Below are 15,724 nucleotides of genomic sequence, written 5' to 3' on the forward strand. Positions count from 1 at the left end.
CCACACTTGAGCTCACTGCTTCAAGAAAGCTCAATGAAGGAGACATCAATTCCGATGACGTACATCGACCACTTGCCCGGGCCCAATGCGGATTTGTGGGATTGGCAGCTGCACGGCTCGTGCCGCGGGCAGGACTCCGCGACCTTCTTCCACCCGGAAGGCGAGCGCGGACGCGCACGCAGCCTGCGTGAAGCCCGTGCGAAGGCTATCTGCCGTTCTTGCCCTGTTCTTATGCAGTGCCGTAGTCACGCACTCAAGGTTGGTGAGCCATACGGTGTCTGGGGCGGTCTCAGCGAATCTGAACGAAATGAAATCCTTCGAGCTAAGCCGGCCGCACGTGAACGCGAACTTGAACGCGTTCTAGTTACTGCCATGTAGTCCCCCCTCTCTCGGACTCCAGCCAGTTCACATAAAAACCAAAATGCTCCCCACCCTCAGATTGAAAGGTGGGGAGCATTTTACGTGCCAAAGGCCAGGGCACTAGCACACTTGCGATTAGTGAGCGTGATCGTGCTGTGGTTCTTCTTCCGGCTTATCCACAACGGAAGCCTCGGTGGTCAGCAGCATACGCGCCACGGAGGTTGCGTTGACGACTGCGGAGTGAGTGACCTTGACCGGGTCGATGATGCCGGACTCAATCAGGTTCTCGTAAGTGTCAGTAGCAGCGTTGTAGCCGTTGCCGTTCTCCAGCTCACCAATGTGGTAGACAACGACAGCGCCGTCCTTACCAGCATTCTCAGCAATCCAGAAAGCCGGACGGGTCAGAGCCTTGGCAACTGCACGGACACCGACTGCCTCGTCGCCCTCGAACTCGTCAGCGAATGCCTCGAGTTCACGGGAGATCTGCACCAGTACGGAACCGCCACCGGCGATGACGCCTTCCTGAGCTGCCGCACGAGCAGCGTTAATGGCGTCCTCGACGCGCAGCTTGCGCTCGTTGACCTCGGTCTCGGTAGCAGCGCCGACCTTAATGACAGCCACGCCGCCAGAGAGCTTCGCCAGACGCTCTTCCAGCTTCTCGCGATCCCAGTCAGAGTCAGTGCGCTCAATCTCGGCACGGATCTGGTTACGACGCTCTTCCACAGCCTCAGCGGTGCCAGCACCGTCAACTAGGACGGTCTCGTCCTTGGTAATGGTGATGCGGCGTGCGTTACCCAGCACCTCAAGTCCAACGTCCTTCAGCTGCATGCCAGTGTCAGCCGTAACGACGGTTGCACCGGTGACAACTGCCAGGTCATCCATGAACGCCTTACGACGGTCACCGAAGTACGGTGCCTTCACTGCGGCAACCTTCAAGGTCTTGCGCATAGCGTTGATGACCAGCGCGGACAGAGCCTCGCCCTCGATATCCTCAGCCATGATCAGAGTCGGCTTGCCGGACTCGGCAATCTTCTCCAGAATCGGCAGGAACTCCGGCAGGGAGGAAATCTTCTCGCGGACCAGCAGCACCTGTGCACCGTCGAGAATTGCCTGCTGAGCCTCAACGTCGGTAATGAAGTACGGCGAGAGGAAGCCCTTGTTGAAGGACACGCCCTCGGTCACGGTCAGCTCGGTGGCAATCGACTGCGACTCCTCCACAGAGACGACGCCGTCCTTGCCAACCTTGTCCATGGCACCTGCAACCAGGTCACCAATTTCAGTGTCGCGCGAGGAAACGGTTGCCACCTGTGCGATGGCACCAGAGCTGCTGACCGGGGTGGCGCGCTGCTTCAGCAGCTCAACTGCCTTGTCGGATGCAGCGTGAATACCGCGGTTCAGCGAAATCGGGTTTGCGCCGGCTGCAACGTTGCGAAGACCCTCGTGGACCAGCGCCTGTGCCAGCAGCGTTGCGGTAGTAGTACCGTCACCGGCAACGTCATTGGTCTTGACCGCTACGGACTTAACCAACTGCGCGCCGAGGTTCTCAAACGGATCCTCAACGTCGATGTCGCGGGCGATGGTCACACCATCATTGGTGACCAGCGGACCGCCGAAGGCCTTGTCCAGGACAACGTTGCGACCCTTCGGGCCAAGCGTGACCTTGACTGCGTCGGCAAGCGTGTCCACACCGCGCTTGAGGCCTTCGCGAGCCTCTTCGTTAAAAGCAATAAGCTTCGCCATGTGTGGGTACGTCCTCCCTTTAGTTCTCGATAACAGCCAGGATGTCGCGCTGCGACAGCAGCAGGTACTCTTCGCCCTGGTACTTCAGCTCAGTGCCGCCGTACTTGGAGAAGATGACGATGTCACCCTCCTTGACGTCCATAGGAATGCGGTCATCGTCATCGGCCCAACGACCCGGACCAACTGCGATAACGGTAGCCTCCTGCGGCTTCTCCTTAGCGGAGTCCGGGATAACCAGGCCAGAAGCCGTGGTGGTCTCTGCTTCGTTGATCTGGACGAGGACACGGTCCTCCAGCGGCTTGATGTTGACGTTCGCCACGATGAATTCCTCCATACATGCGGTGATGTGATGTTCTTGTGCCGGTTGGTCTGCCGTGCACAGCCGTCGTCGCGGGTGAACAACTGTGTGTCAAACAACCTTCGTTAGCACTCTACCCCTGCAAGTGCTAACACTCAACAATAGTGAGCGCTAATGCTAATTGGTCAGCTTGTCGGGGTTACACGCCATACGACCGAACACAGTAACCGTCATTCCGTGTTCCTTGATGTACTCATCGCTAAAGCACGGGCCACCAGAACCGGTTGTGTAACGACTGTCTGGCTCCCTCCTTTGCCAGGCACCTTCGTCCCATTGGTAGACCGCCAGTCCACCACTGTTTGCGCGCCCACCCAGCGCCCACCATCCGTCACAGGCGACAATCGTAAAGTTTTCCTCCGTAGTCGGGAACGCCGATGCCTCACAGTCTCCGCTAATTGGATAATCGGGCGTAGCCGTACTCGTAGTTTCCTTCTCCACTTTCTCCGGCGACTTCACCTTCACGGTCTCCGTCGCGGTCGCAGTAACAGTGAGCTTCGGCGTTACTTCATCCTTGGCACCTGCACCTAGCCATTGCTCACCTCGACCACTCACAACTAGGTAAAGCACCGCCGCTACAGCGACAATCACCACAAGCAGCAACGCGATGACTGCCCATAACACGCCCCGAGCACGACCGCGCTGATGTTCAACTTGCGGTGCTTGCGTTGTTTGCGGTTCGCCCTGCGGTGCAAACAGCTCAGTCTGATTTTGCGAATTATCGGATGGCTGAAGTTCCCACTCGCTGTAGTCTTTACTCATTTTTGGGCAAGCGCTTTCCTGTAATTGTCCTGCGATCCATGGCAGAGAAACAAGTCAAAGTCAGTTAACGAAATTTAACATGGATCCGAGGGGCAATCACTGCTTATTGCATTACAGGATCTTCCACTGGCATCGATGGGTCGGTCGGGCAGGCGTAGCCAGAGGGCTTGACCCCCGCGGCAATGAGGTAGGCGGCAGCTGCGCCAATCATGACACCGTTGTCGGTGCACAACTTAATCGGTGGCACGTGCAGCGTAATTCCCGCCGAGGTAGCTCGCGCCGCTGCGAGTTCACGCAACCTCGAGTTCGCAGCCACACCACCACCGAGCAGCAGCGTAGTGGCCCCCACATCCTGAGCTGCGCGAACGGCCTTCTTGGTCAATACATCGCAGACCGCCTCCTGGAAGGAAGCACAGACGTCCTCTACGGAGTATTCACGACCCTCCTTCTCTGCCGCCTCGACATAGCGGGCCACGGCGGTTTTCAAGCCGGAGAAGGAGAAGTCATGGCGCGCATCCTGCTGGCGCATCATGGCGCGAGGAAACGCGATGGCCTTGCGATTTCCCTGCTTAGCCAACTTATCGATAATCGGGCCGCCCGGGTAACCCAACCCAAGCAACCTCGAAACCTTGTCGTATGCCTCTCCGGCTGCGTCGTCAAGCGTCGATCCGAGCTCCTCCATCGGACGACCAACCCCCTGTACGCGCAGCAGCTGCGTGTGCCCGCCGGAAACTAGCAGCGCCACTGCGTTGGATAGATCTGCGCCATCGAGAGCTCCGACAGCAACGTGGCCACCAAGGTGATTAATGCCGTAGAAAGGCACACCCCAGGCGGCGGCATAAGCCTTCGCGCCTGCCGAACCGACCAGCAGCGCACCGGCGAGACCGGGTCCCACGGTAGCGGCGACGGCATCTGGGATAAAAGTATCGATACCGAGCTTGGCAGCTGCTTGCGCGCGCGCCTCGGAGACTACTGGCTGCAGGGCTTCCAAATGAGCGCGGGAAGCAATCTCCGGAACCACACCGCCGAAGCGGGCGTGCTGTTCCATGGAGGATGCGACGACGTCGGCAAGCACTTCCACCTCGGGAATGGCGGGGGTGCTGGTGTCGGTGTCGTCGTAGCGCACACGCATCACTGCAGCGCCAGTCTCATCGCAGGAACTCTCGATTGCCAGCAGGGTCAACTCGGTCATAGCAGTCATGGTACTAGCGCACCACCGGGTCACTTACCAGCGACCGAGTTTAAATTTCGAGGCGACCGAGGTTCCGCACAGCGGCACGCCAGAGAGCGTATTCCTCTGGGTAGTCATCGCGGTAGTGGCGCACGGCGCGCATACCGTGCTTAATACGCTCGATTTCCTCGTCGCCGATATCCTTGCCCTCGGCGTCGACAAATACGACCGTTCCGCAAATTGCGGTGGTGGGGTCGGTAAAGAAAGCCGAGTTGCCCGTAGCAGCCTCATTGCGGCCGAGGGACGCGACCGGATTCGGTTCAGCGCCCTCAGCCTTGGCCGTCGGGTTGTAGAGAGCGGCGTAATCGGCGCCGTCTTCCTGAAACGCCACCGAAACACGGTCGGAGGAAACTCCGCCGAGGAATGTAGCAGCGGCCTCCAACTCAAATTCGACGATGCGATGCGTCAGGTCAGGGTTCACCAGAAAACCTTTAATCATGGAAACAGAGGTACCGCACCGCCCCCACTCCCGCATCTCGAGAGCGCTACCCCCACTATGGCCGCGGGATGTTGCGGAGGTTCGACCGTGCCATGTTGATCATCTGACCAACGCCGCCGCCGAAGACGGTGCGAGTAGCGGCCTTGGAGAATCCCATCAGCATGTCCCAGGTGATGTTTGCCGGGATGGACAGGGCATTCGGGTCGGTGATCATATCCACCAGCACCGGGCCGTCGTATGCCAGCGCCTCTTGAATCAGGCGAGGCGCATCGGCCGGATCTTCAATTCGGATGGCCTTGATACCCAACGACTCTGCGACTCCGGCGTAGTCCACTGCGTCGTGGTCGGTCTCGTGCTCCGGCAGCCCCTGAACCAGCATTTCCAGCTTGACCATGCCGAGCGAGGAGTTGTTGAACACAAACATCTTGATGGGCAGCTGCTCCTGCTTCACGGTGATGAGCTCACCGAGCAGCATTGACAGGCCACCGTCACCGTTGAAGGTAATGACCTGACGGTCCCGGTCAGCAGCCTGCACACCAATGGCCTGCGAAAGTGCATTGGCCATAGTGCCGTGACGGAAAGAACCAATCTGCTCTCGCTTGCCATTCGGCGTGACGTAGCGTGCAGCCCAGACATTGCCCATACCGGTATCGACGGTGAAGACGGCATCGTCATCGGCGTACTTATCAATCAGGTCGGCTACATACTCCGGGTGAATCGGTCGCATGTTCTCAACGTCGTGGGTGTATGCCTCGATGACGTGGCTGAGCAGGCGCTCGTGGTTCCGCAGCTGCTTGTCCAGGAAGGAACGGTCAGTCTTTTCATCCAGGTGCGGCAGGATGGTTTCAATCGTGGCAGCCACATCGCCGACGACTGGGTACTTCACCGTGGTACGACGACCGATGGCACGACCATCGATATCGACCTGGGCGACGTTCTTGGTCGGCAGGAAGTCGTTGTACGGGAAGTCAGTACCGAGCAGAATCAACAGATCAGCATCGTTGGAGGCATCGTGGCAGGCGCCGTAGCCCAGCAGGCCGGACATGCCGACGTCATAGGGGTTGTCGTACTGGATGTACATCTTGCCACCCAGCGCATGTCCCACCGGCGACTTAATCTTCTCCGCAAGCTTGAGCACCTGTTCGCGGGCGTCCTTCACACCTGCGCCACAGAAAAGCGTGACGGTTTTAGCCTCGTTGATTGCGTCGGCAAGCGCGGCGGCCTGGCCGGCGTCAGGGAATACGACTGGGCGACCGCTGCTGATAGTGGAGGTGACGAACTCATCATTTTCCACTTCATGCGTTGTAATGTCGCCCGGCAGAACCAGCACGGAAACACCGTGGCCAGTCATGGTCGACTGGATAGCGTGATGCAAAACGACGCCACCCTGCTCAGCGGAGTTGACCATCTCGCAGTAACCGGAGCACTCGTTGAAGATGAACTCCGGATGGGTCTCCTGGAAGAAGTTCGAGCCAATCTGGCGGGAAGGAATGTGCGATGCCAGCGCCAGCACCTTTGCGCCGTTGCGGTGGGAGTCATACAGGCCCTGAATGAGGTGGGTATTACCCGGGCCACAGGAGGCCGCACACACTGCTAATTCGCCGGTGACCAGGGACTCCGCGCCGGCGGCGAAGGCGGCAGCCTCTTCGTTGCGAACGTGCACCCACTTAATGGAGGACTCGCGCACAGCGTCGACAATGGGGTTCAAACTATCTCCAACGAGTCCGAAGATTCGCTTGACACCCTGCTTCTCTAGGGTTTCTACGAGCTGTTTTGCAAAGGTTTTAGCCATGTGCCTGGTTTAACGCAGATTAGTCAATACGTCAACATCTAGCTGGCTGACTCAGGCCGACACATCGTGTATGCATCCGCCCCAGAGCCCGGATAATAGTTCTTTCGCAGCCCCATATTCTCGAAGCCATAGCGCCGATACATGGCAATCGCGGGTTCGTTATCTGTGCGAACTTCCAAAAACACCGGGCCCGAATCCTCCGCCACAGCTGCCATCAGCGCGTCCATCAGCTGCGTCCCAAAGCCCCGGCGCTGCCACTTCTTCCCCACCCCGATGGTGTGAATCTCGTACTCGGCGGCACCCGCAGGCCCCAGCTTGGTAATCCCCGCATAGCCGCACAGTTCTTCGTCCTCGTCTACATCTGCAATCAGCCCGACGTAGAAATTGTTCGGCGCGGCCAGCTCGGCCATAAAGGCCGATTCCGACCAGGGATCGTCGCCGGCAAATAGCTCCGCCTCAATCGCCGCACACGCCTTGGCCGCAGGAGGCCCGAGACGCACTAGCTTGACGACGCTCATCTCATAGCCTTCGGGACAACGGCATCCGGACGGCGCAAGTACAGCGGCACCAGTGGGCCCGGCGCGGAGTCAAAGTCGACCGCTTCAACCATGGCTGTCGGAGTGGGAAAGACTTGTTCGGCAGCAACCTCAAGCCCGGTAATTTGCTCGATGTGGCTGAGGCTGCCGCGGGCCTGGCTCGGCGCGAAGTCGGCGGCTTCTGCTGCAAGTTCTTCCTTGAGCAGCTCCATGACGTCGGCTGGCTTGGCCACTGCCGGACCAAAAACCCGCTGGCCATCGCGGTAGGCGGCGAAGTACACTTCGCGGCGGCGGGCATCGGTGACGACCAGTTCATCGCCAACACCACCCGCGAGCGCATCCAGGCTGCAGATGCCGTAGCAGGGAATTCCCAGAGCGTCGGCGAAGGAGGCTGCGGTTGCCATACCAACGCGCAAGCCCGTAAACGGCCCCGGCCCACAGCCGACAACCACGGCATCTAGCTCGGTTGCCACCACCCCACTGTCAGTGAGGCACTGCTGAATCAGCGGCACCAGCACCTCGTTGTGCGCACGGGCATCCAGGTGCAGCTTTTCGGCCACGGTTTCACCATCGCGGACAATTCCCGCGGTGACCTGTGGAGTCGATGTGTCAACGGCCAAAATGTTCATACTCAGTAACCTACTTGAACCGACTTGAAGCTACTTGCTCCACGTCCAGGTGACGACGCGGGCATCGTCGTCACGCGAACGATCGATACTCACCTGTAGATAGCGCTCGGAGAGCACCTCGGCGAGCCCCATTCCCCACTCGGCGACCACGACGCTGTCCTCAAGGTCGGTGTCCAAATCGAGCGAGTCCAGCGCATCGAAGGCCTCGCCATCGGAGCCGGGTCCCTCTTCGCCGAAGAGTCGATAGGCGTCGACGTGGATGAGGGTGACGCCGTCGGTTGCCAGCGGACGGTGCTCGCGGGCGATTGTGAACGTCGGCGACGTCACGCGACCGCGCACATTCATGCCGCGGGCGATGCCCTGCGTGAGGGTCGTTTTGCCCGCGCCGAGTGGGCCATCGAGAATCACCAGATCCCCAGCTGCCAACTCCCGGCCAATTTCCTCGCCGAGGTCACGCATGTCCTCTGCGGTTGGCGCGATGCGGCTGCGCACCCACTTTCGCTCGCTGCGTCCCTTCGGCGCGGTGAGGATTTCATAGTTAATGGTGCCGGATGCCTCCGCGAGGTCATCGAGACCGGGCTCCCCCAGTGCGGGATCACCAACGATAACCGCAGTGTCGCCGGCCTCGACATCGGTGTCGGGTCCCAGGTCGACGACGAATTGATCCATACACACGCGCCCTACCTGCGGATAGCGTGTGCCATTGATGCTGACCTCGAAATGCCCGGAGGCCGAGCGCATCATGCCGTCGGCATAGCCACAGGGCACGATGCCGACGGTGGTATCGCGGTCAGCTGTCCACGTCTGCCCGTAGGACACCGACTGCCCCGCCGGCAGCTTCTTGACCAAAATGACCGACGCCTCCCACCGCATCGCCGGACGCAATCCATGGGTGGCACCCACAATTGGCTCGCCACCATAAATCGCCAGCCCTGGGCGCACCATGTCGAAGGCCAGGTCCGGACGCGACAACGATGCCGGCGAATTCGCCGCATGGTTAATCAGCTCGTCCAGCCCCGCCTCACGCAGTGCCGCAATCGCAGCACGGAAATTCTGTGCCTGCTTATCGACGCTCTCGTGGCCCGGCTCATCCGCGCACGCAAAGTGCGTGAAAGCACCGGTGACGTTCAGAGCACCGATCTTGTGCAGCTCAACCAGCTGAGCGACCGCATGCTCAAAGTCCCCATTGGCCATAGAGAATCCCGAGCGGCCCAAACCCGTATCGACCATCACCGTCACACGTGGTGTCACCGACAGCGCCCGCCCGGCATTGGCCACGGCCAGCGCATGCGCCATCGACGGCAGACCGAGGTCAATATCTGCAGCCACAGCGCGCTGCACCAACGAGGTGGCTGCTGCGTCCCAGATCCAGGCGAGGATGGGGATGGTGTGGCCGTCGTCAAGCGTGGTGCGGAGTTCCTCGCGGAGGGAGAGCGCCTCGTCGATTGTTGCGACACCGAGTTGTGTTGCCCCGCCGGCCAGCGCGGCCTGCGCGGTCTGCAGCGCACCCTGCGAGTAGCCGTCCGCCTTGACGACGGCCATGAATTCCGACACCCCTGCGATGGCCTTGACGGTCTTCACATTGTGGGTGATTGCGTCGAGATTAACGGTATGGGTCAGGATGGCTGGTGCCGAGGAAGTCATAGCCGTATTTTGCCACTGCTGCCTTCGTTGGTGAACCATGCGGTGGCATCTCGGATGGATTCGGCGATGTCCTGGGCGCTGCAGGGTGCTGGTCCGAACTCTGTCTGCGCGGCCAAAAATGCGGCGCGTGCATGAATAATTGCTGGTAGATAGAGGGCTTCGCCACGCGCTACCCAGGCGCCGAGGAGCCCGGACAGTACATCGCCAGAGCCCGGCGTGGCTGCCCAGGAGCTACCCGCGTCAACCACGACTGTGCGCTGCGTTGTCGGATTGACCATCACAGTGCGGCGTCCCTTGAGCAACACTTCGGAGGAGAACTGCTCGGCAAGTTCACGCGCATCTGCGATGGGGTTAGTGACCTCGTGCCCGGTCAGGCGCTCGAATTCACCGGCGTGCGGCGTGAGAACAGTGCGCAGGTTGCGCTCCTGGCCGCGCTCACGAACGAGCTGTCGGATGTCCTCATGCTTCGACAGCAGTGTCAGTGCGTCAGCGTCGATGACCACTGGTTTGTCAGTGGTCAGAATGTCTCGCAGTTCCTCGGCGGCTTTCTCATCAGTGCCCCGACCGGGACCGACGACCCAGGCATCGACGCGTACCTCTTTGCGATCCACCGAGTCCTGCTGCGCAATGACCGTCGGCAAGGCTGCGGTGATGCGGTTGCGTGCGGCCGCGTCGCCGACATAGATGACCGCGGGACTGGTCGCATGCACGGCAGCGGTGGCGCACAGCTGACCTGCGCCGGGATACGCCTCGCTACCGGCGGCGATTCCTGTAACTCCAGTGGAGTACTTGTGGTCTGCAGCACCGGGTTCGAGCGGGGTCATCGCGCCAAGTGGTGCCGGAAAGCTCCCGCCTAGGGCTTCGTAGAACTCCACGGTCGGAGTCTGGTGGTGGACGGCATTATAGGTACCGTTTTCATAGAGCGTCTGCCCCAGTCCTGGAAGTTCGAGGGAGAAGGAGTCGAGGGAAATTTCATGTAATTCGACGGTGCCACAGGATTCGGACAGCGAGTGCGCGTAGCGCAGACCGCCGAAAGTCACCGTTGTCGTGGCCTCGACGTGGGATGGCAGGTACGGGTTCTGTCCTTCCTCCAGATCAGGGTCTGGATTGATGGTCTGGGCAGGCGGGTCAAAAGTACGCCCAGTATCGGCTTCTACGCCGCTCGGCACATCAACCGCGAGAATGGGAACTTTGCCCAACCGCGCTTCGCGCACCAACCACGCGGCCTCTTCACGCAGCGCGCCGTGACCTCCGAGCCCCACGATGCCGTCGATGATCAGTGCGTAGTCTTCACTAATCGACCACAGAATCTTCGATAAATCCGTCTCCCGGTCACACCCCAACGGCAGCACCCGCCCACCTGCGAGTTCAAAAGCTTTCAGCGCCCGTTCATGCGGCTTCGAGCCCAGCAAAACCGCATCCACGCCATGCCCATCCGAGGACAAGTTTCGGCCAGCATAGAGTGCATCGCCACCATTGCCTCCCGATCCAACCAACAGCAGCACGCGACCGCGACCAGGCTCCGGAGATGCCTCTGAGAGCATCCGCTCCGCCACCTCCGACACAGCGGCGGCTGCGTGGCGCATGAGTTCGTCGTCACGCGTTTGTGCGTCCAGATAGGGCTGTTCCGCGGCGCGAATTTCGGCAGCTGTGTAGCAGTACGTCATAACCCCAGCCTACGATTAGCCCCTATGGATGACTACTCCCCGAGCACGCGAGTTTTCGGCCCTCTACTGCGCGCCTTTCCGCAGGCATATCTGCGCTCGTTGCGTCATCCCGAATGGATCCCCCACGGCGTGCAGGACGTTCGCGAAATCCTCGACGGCAAAGTCACTCCTGACCTAGACAGATACAACGGTCGCACACCAATTGTCCTGGTTCACGGCACCTGGATGAACTCGTTCAACTCCTTCGCCATGTTGGGGCCGTTTCTCGCCCGGAATCGCCCCGTATTCTCACTCGATTACGGCTCCGACCCCGCCGCGCTGGTCAGCCGTCTCCGTAGCGTCAAAGCCACCACCGATTTGAGCGATGCGCTCGCTGAAGTCACCGACCTTCTCGACCGCTTCCGAGCCCAACTCTCCCTTCCCCGCATCGACCTCATCGGTCATTCCCAGGGCGGTCTACACTGCCGCAGCTACGCTAACGCGAGCATCGATTCGCTTTACGACGACGCACTCAACCATGGCCTCAACGAAGAAGAGGCCGAGCAGTACGCCTCCGACAACAGCCCCGTGCGTGCAGTCATCTCGCTAGCGGGAAACCACCGAGGCACTACTGCGTGGGGCATGCGCCGAAGGCTCAGTGCCCTTGAGCGATGCGGCCTACCGATGCACAAACTCGTCGACCGCCTTGTCGGCCGTGCCTGCATTCAACAGCTGCTGGACTCTGACTACATTGCGACTCTGAACCGCGCAGCGCGTGGCATTACCCGACGTGGTCCGCACTACCTGAATATCGGCACCCCTTTTGACACCGTGGTTCGCCCGTGGACCGGCGCCTTTTTGCCCGAACAAGAGGGTCACCACATTACGAACGTCAACAATGCCACTGGCGGTGGCGACTGGTCTGATCACCTCGCACTGCTCTACTCCCCCAATACGCTCGAACGCATTCACGAGTTCTTGGAGGAACTGGATGGCGCTGAAGCTGGTAATGTCCCGCATCATCCGCGACAGCGAGTCCTGCCTATGTACGGCGCCCTGCCGAGGGGCCTCGGACGGAGGAGGCTCGGACGGAGGGGGTCCGGGCAGAGGGGGTCCGGGCGGAGGGGCCGGATCTAATTCAGCACAGAATTTTAGAACATATTTCCAGAATTCTATTGACACTGCTTCAAACAGGTGTACGATTTGGACTGTAGGGAAAATTTGTAAGCAAAAGTTCATTGTCCGGTGCACAGGGGCTGGCGGGACTGGTCGACACAGCCTCTCCATGCTTCTCTCCACCACAGAACTCAATCTTCAATTCTCCGGCGGACACGTAGTAATCAGGGGGATAACCAATGTCATCGCCGCCCACAGAACTTCCAGCACCAGGTCAAAAGCCCTCATGGGCCAACCAGCAATCCGACGATCCCATTAGCATCGCGGCCCGTGCCATCAACGCCGCAGACCTTCAACTCATCGATATCTGCGCTCCCGGCGACGAGGTCGACGTCAATCACCATCTTGCCCGTATAAGCATTCGAACCGGCCTTAGCCGCGGCAAGTGCTCTACGCTGTGCGAAATTGCGCTGATGTTCGAACGCCTACCAAAAGTCCGGGCTCTCATCGAATCCACCTTCTGTTTCTCGTTAGCCCATCTCCGCGCCATCGCCAATGGCGTTGCCGGGCTGTCACCAGATCAGTTCGACACGGTAGAACCCCATCTTTTGGAAATGCTCACTCCGACGCGACCTCGACAAGCAATGGTTGGTGTCTACACGCTGTCTCGTCTAATCGGCGACTTGGTTTCTGAGTACAACGACTGCGCCCGCAACGACGGCACCCAACGGGTTCCAGAAGGCGAAGCGGTCGCACTCGCCGACACGGGCGATGGCAAGCACAAAAAGGTCACAGCAATCCTTGAAAACGACCGCGCGACCGAGCTCATGGCCAGGATTCAGGGGATTCGCAACACAGCAATCAATCGTGGTGAACAGTGCACGCAGGCGGAAGCGCTACTACAGCTGGCACAGAGATCGACCAATGCCGAGATTGTCATCAATGTATACCGCGAGGTCGGCGGTGGGCCAGCATGGATTGATGGCGTCGGCTGGTTGAGCGAGGTAGCCACCGAAGAATGGATTGCTCGCGCAACTCACATCCGTATCTCCGCCGATAGCAAGGTGGATGGTTACCGCCCCACCGAGAGCCAGGTGGCTCGCGTCCGTGGGCGTGACGGTACCTGCCGCTTCCCCGGCTGCGACGTCCCGGCAGCCAAGTGCGACCTGGACCATATTCAGCCGTATAACCACGACAATCCCGAGCAGGGCGGGCCGACTGACACGGAGAATCTGCACTGTCTCTGCCGCCGACACCACAACCTAAAAACGCACGAGGGCTGGAACATCGACAGGTACCCCGACGGAACAGAAGTGTGGACTTCCCGTGATGGAGACACCGCGACTAGCATTCCGGTTGGGCCGCTAAAGAACGTCGGCAAGCAAACTTTTCATCAGCGCGTGACACGGAAGATGAAGACGATTCAGAAACGCAACCTCGATTGGATGTTGTCATTTTGCGACGTACCTGACGAGGTCTGGGAGCTAACAGAGGAGGAAGAAAAACGCATCGAGTCCCTCACGGATGAAGAACTCGATGCGGAGATTGAGCAGTACCGACGAAAGCAGGACGAACTACTCGACGGTGACTGACTTAGCCAGGTTGCGCGGCTTATCGATGTCCTCGTTACCGCACTGGCGAGCGATCTCAGCTGCCAGGAACTGCATCGGAATCGTAGACAACAGCGGCTGGAGCAGCGTGGACGTCTCCGGGATTTCAATCAGGTAGTTCGCAAAAGGAACCACCGACTGATCCCCTTCTTCGGCAATCACGATGGTCTTGGCGCCTCGGGCTCGAATCTCCTGGATGTTGGAGACAATCTTGGAGTGCAGCACGGCGCGCCCCTTCGGCGATGGCACTACGACGACGACCGGAAGATCATCCTCGATGAGTGCAATTGGGCCATGCTTGAGCTCGCCTGCCGGGAACCCCTCTGCGTGAATGTAGGCAAGCTCCTTGAGCTTCAGCGCACCCTCAAGTGCGACTGGGAAACCAACGTGACGGCCGAGGAAGAGCATCGTCGGAATAGCACCGATTTCCTTGGCCATGTCGATGAACTCATCGCCCTTAGCGACGACCTTGTCAATCAGTGCCGGGATGGTCTCCAGCTCTTCAAACTCGCGAGTGACCTCATCCGGGTACTTAGTGCCGCGTGCCTGGGCAAGAGCCAATCCGACCAGGTAGTTTGCGGCTACCTGCGCCAGGAACGACTTGGTTGCAGCAACACCAATCTCCGGGCCGGCGTGCGTATAGAGCACGGCGTCAGACTCACGTGGAATCTGTGCACCGTTGGTGTTACAGACAGCCAGCACGCGGGCGCCCTGGCTCTTTGCGTGTCGCACGGCCTCAAGGGTGTCAGCAGTCTCGCCCGACTGCGAAATAGCGACCACCAGCGTCTGGCGGTCCAGCACCGGATCGCGGTAGCGGAACTCGGACGCGACCTCAATCTCGACCGGGATACGAACCCAGTGCTCAATGGCGTACTTGGCCAACAAACCGGAGTGGTATGCGGTACCACAGGCGACGACGAAGACCTTCTCGATGTCACGCAGATCTTGGTCACTCAGGCGGGACTCGTCGAGAACGATGCGGCCGTCAACGAGGTGACCGGCCAACGTATCGCGGACGGCGGCAGCCTGCTCGTGGATTTCCTTCATCATGAAGGAGTCATAGCCACCCTTTTCGGCTGCGGCGAGATCCCAGTCGATGGTGAATGGTCGACCCTGCTGCTCGTTGCCGGCGAAATCCAGGATGCGGTAATCATCTGCGGTGATGATGACGACGTTGTCCTGACCCAGCTCCACGGCCTCGCGGGTGTGCGCGATGAAAGCCGCAACATCGGAGCCGAGGAACATTTCGTTTTCGCCCACACCGACAATCAGCGGAGTGGAGCGACGAGCAGCGATGATGCGATCCGGGTGGTCTGCATGAGTAAACAGCAGCGTGAAAGCACCCTCGAGGCGGTTGAGCACGGACAGCGCAGAGGCCTCGAAATCACCAGCGGTAGATCCGCCGTCGGAACCGTCCAGGGCACGGGCGAGCATGTGCGCGGCGACCTCGGAGTCGGTTTCGGACTTCAGCTCAATGCCGGCATCCTCCAGCTCCTGACGTAGCGGAGCAAAGTTCTCGATAATGCCGTTGTGGACGATAGCCACCTTGCCGTCATAGGACTGGTGTGGGTGGGCATTCTCATCAATTGGGCGACCGTGGGTAGCCCAGCGGGTGTGCCCAATTCCGGTGGTTCCAGTGATTTTGTCGCGCCCATCCGCGTCAAGGGCAGCCTCGAGGTTGGCGAGTTTACCGGCCTTCTTCTCTACAGTGATATGCCCCTGATCGTCGACAATGGCAACACCCGCGGAGTCATAGCCACGGTATTCCATGCGTCGTAGCGCATCGACAGCAATATCCAGGGCGGGCTGATGGCCCACATATCCAACGATTCCACACATGCCCTACAGAATAACCCGCGAAGCG

Annotated in this window: 14 protein-coding genes; 3 read left to right on the forward strand and 11 right to left on the reverse strand. The window is 59.9% G+C overall.

Translation table 11 applies throughout. The features are described from left to right. The first annotated feature begins 54 nt into the window (after positions 1–54). Entirely contained in the window at positions 55–378 is a 324-nt protein-coding gene (locus HMPREF2820_RS07110) for a WhiB family transcriptional regulator (protein WP_016422117.1), read from the forward strand. A gap of 117 nt (positions 379–495) precedes the next feature. Here the strand turns inward: HMPREF2820_RS07110 and groL are convergent, their stop codons facing one another. The 10 genes from groL to HMPREF2820_RS07160 all read right to left on the reverse strand — a co-directional run bounded on the left by groL (position 496) and on the right by HMPREF2820_RS07160 (position 11,155). Continuing rightward, a complete protein-coding gene (gene groL / locus HMPREF2820_RS07115) occupies positions 496–2,100 on the reverse strand; it encodes a chaperonin GroEL (RefSeq protein ID WP_070603513.1) in 1,605 nt (534 codons plus the stop codon). A gap of 19 nt (positions 2,101–2,119) precedes the next feature. Next, entirely contained in the window at positions 2,120–2,419 is a 300-nt protein-coding gene (gene groES / locus HMPREF2820_RS07120; protein WP_005510054.1) for a co-chaperone GroES, read from the reverse strand. Between the two features lie 156 nt (positions 2,420–2,575). Further along, positions 2,576–3,217: a hypothetical protein gene (locus tag HMPREF2820_RS07125; protein WP_070603514.1), complete on the reverse strand. Its 642-nt coding sequence runs from the start codon at positions 3,215–3,217 to the stop codon at positions 2,576–2,578. A 103-nt stretch (positions 3,218–3,320) separates the two neighbouring features. Next, positions 3,321–4,400 carry a tRNA (adenosine(37)-N6)-threonylcarbamoyltransferase complex transferase subunit TsaD gene (gene tsaD, locus HMPREF2820_RS07130; RefSeq protein WP_070438201.1) on the reverse strand — a complete coding sequence of 360 codons (1,080 nt, stop codon included), beginning with the start codon at positions 4,398–4,400 and terminating at the stop codon, positions 3,321–3,323. Between the two features lie 58 nt (positions 4,401–4,458). Beyond that, positions 4,459–4,887, reverse strand: a complete 429-nt coding sequence (locus HMPREF2820_RS07135; protein WP_042388422.1) for a hypothetical protein — start codon at positions 4,885–4,887, stop codon at positions 4,459–4,461. Between the two features lie 55 nt (positions 4,888–4,942). Beyond that, positions 4,943–6,679, reverse strand: a complete 1,737-nt coding sequence (locus HMPREF2820_RS07140; RefSeq protein WP_070603515.1) for a pyruvate dehydrogenase — start codon at positions 6,677–6,679, stop codon at positions 4,943–4,945. Between the two features lie 38 nt (positions 6,680–6,717). After that, positions 6,718–7,197 (reverse strand): ribosomal protein S18-alanine N-acetyltransferase, encoded by a 480-nt coding sequence (rimI, locus tag HMPREF2820_RS07145; RefSeq protein ID WP_070603516.1) that lies wholly within the window; start codon positions 7,195–7,197, stop codon positions 6,718–6,720. Next, positions 7,194–7,844 carry a tRNA (adenosine(37)-N6)-threonylcarbamoyltransferase complex dimerization subunit type 1 TsaB gene (gene tsaB, locus HMPREF2820_RS07150; RefSeq protein ID WP_070603517.1) on the reverse strand — a complete coding sequence of 217 codons (651 nt, stop codon included), beginning with the start codon at positions 7,842–7,844 and terminating at the stop codon, positions 7,194–7,196. Before tsaB ends, rimI begins: the two co-directional genes overlap by 4 nt. Positions 7,845–7,874: 30 nt before the next feature. Next, the gene (gene alr, locus HMPREF2820_RS07155) at positions 7,875–9,488 is read right to left on the reverse strand and encodes an alanine racemase (RefSeq protein ID WP_070603518.1); all 1,614 of its coding nucleotides are present in this window, start codon (positions 9,486–9,488) and stop codon (positions 7,875–7,877) included. Further along, positions 9,485–11,155 (reverse strand): NAD(P)H-hydrate dehydratase, encoded by a 1,671-nt coding sequence (locus HMPREF2820_RS07160; RefSeq protein WP_070603519.1) that lies wholly within the window; start codon positions 11,153–11,155, stop codon positions 9,485–9,487. The genes alr and HMPREF2820_RS07160 overlap by 4 nt, the downstream gene beginning before the upstream one ends. A 24-nt stretch (positions 11,156–11,179) precedes the next feature. Here HMPREF2820_RS07160 and HMPREF2820_RS07165 point away from each other — a divergent pair, with 24 nt between their 5' ends. Both HMPREF2820_RS07165 and HMPREF2820_RS07170 read left to right on the forward strand, forming a co-directional pair. After that, a complete protein-coding gene (locus tag HMPREF2820_RS07165) occupies positions 11,180–12,271 on the forward strand; it encodes an esterase/lipase family protein (protein ID WP_070603520.1) in 1,092 nt (363 codons plus the stop codon). Between the two features lie 218 nt (positions 12,272–12,489). Beyond that, positions 12,490–13,842 carry an HNH endonuclease signature motif containing protein gene (locus tag HMPREF2820_RS07170; RefSeq protein ID WP_070603521.1) on the forward strand — a complete coding sequence of 451 codons (1,353 nt, stop codon included), beginning with the start codon at positions 12,490–12,492 and terminating at the stop codon, positions 13,840–13,842. On the opposite strand, the gene glmS is transcribed toward HMPREF2820_RS07170, so the two are convergent. After that, a complete protein-coding gene (gene glmS / locus HMPREF2820_RS07175; protein WP_049190374.1) occupies positions 13,825–15,699 on the reverse strand; it encodes a glutamine--fructose-6-phosphate transaminase (isomerizing) in 1,875 nt (624 codons plus the stop codon). The genes HMPREF2820_RS07170 and glmS overlap by 18 nt on opposite strands. Positions 15,700–15,724 lie beyond the last annotated feature (25 nt).

This window comes from Corynebacterium sp. HMSC064E08 (genome assembly GCF_001811805.1).
Taxonomy (GTDB): domain Bacteria; phylum Actinomycetota; class Actinomycetes; order Mycobacteriales; family Mycobacteriaceae; genus Corynebacterium; species Corynebacterium jeikeium_D.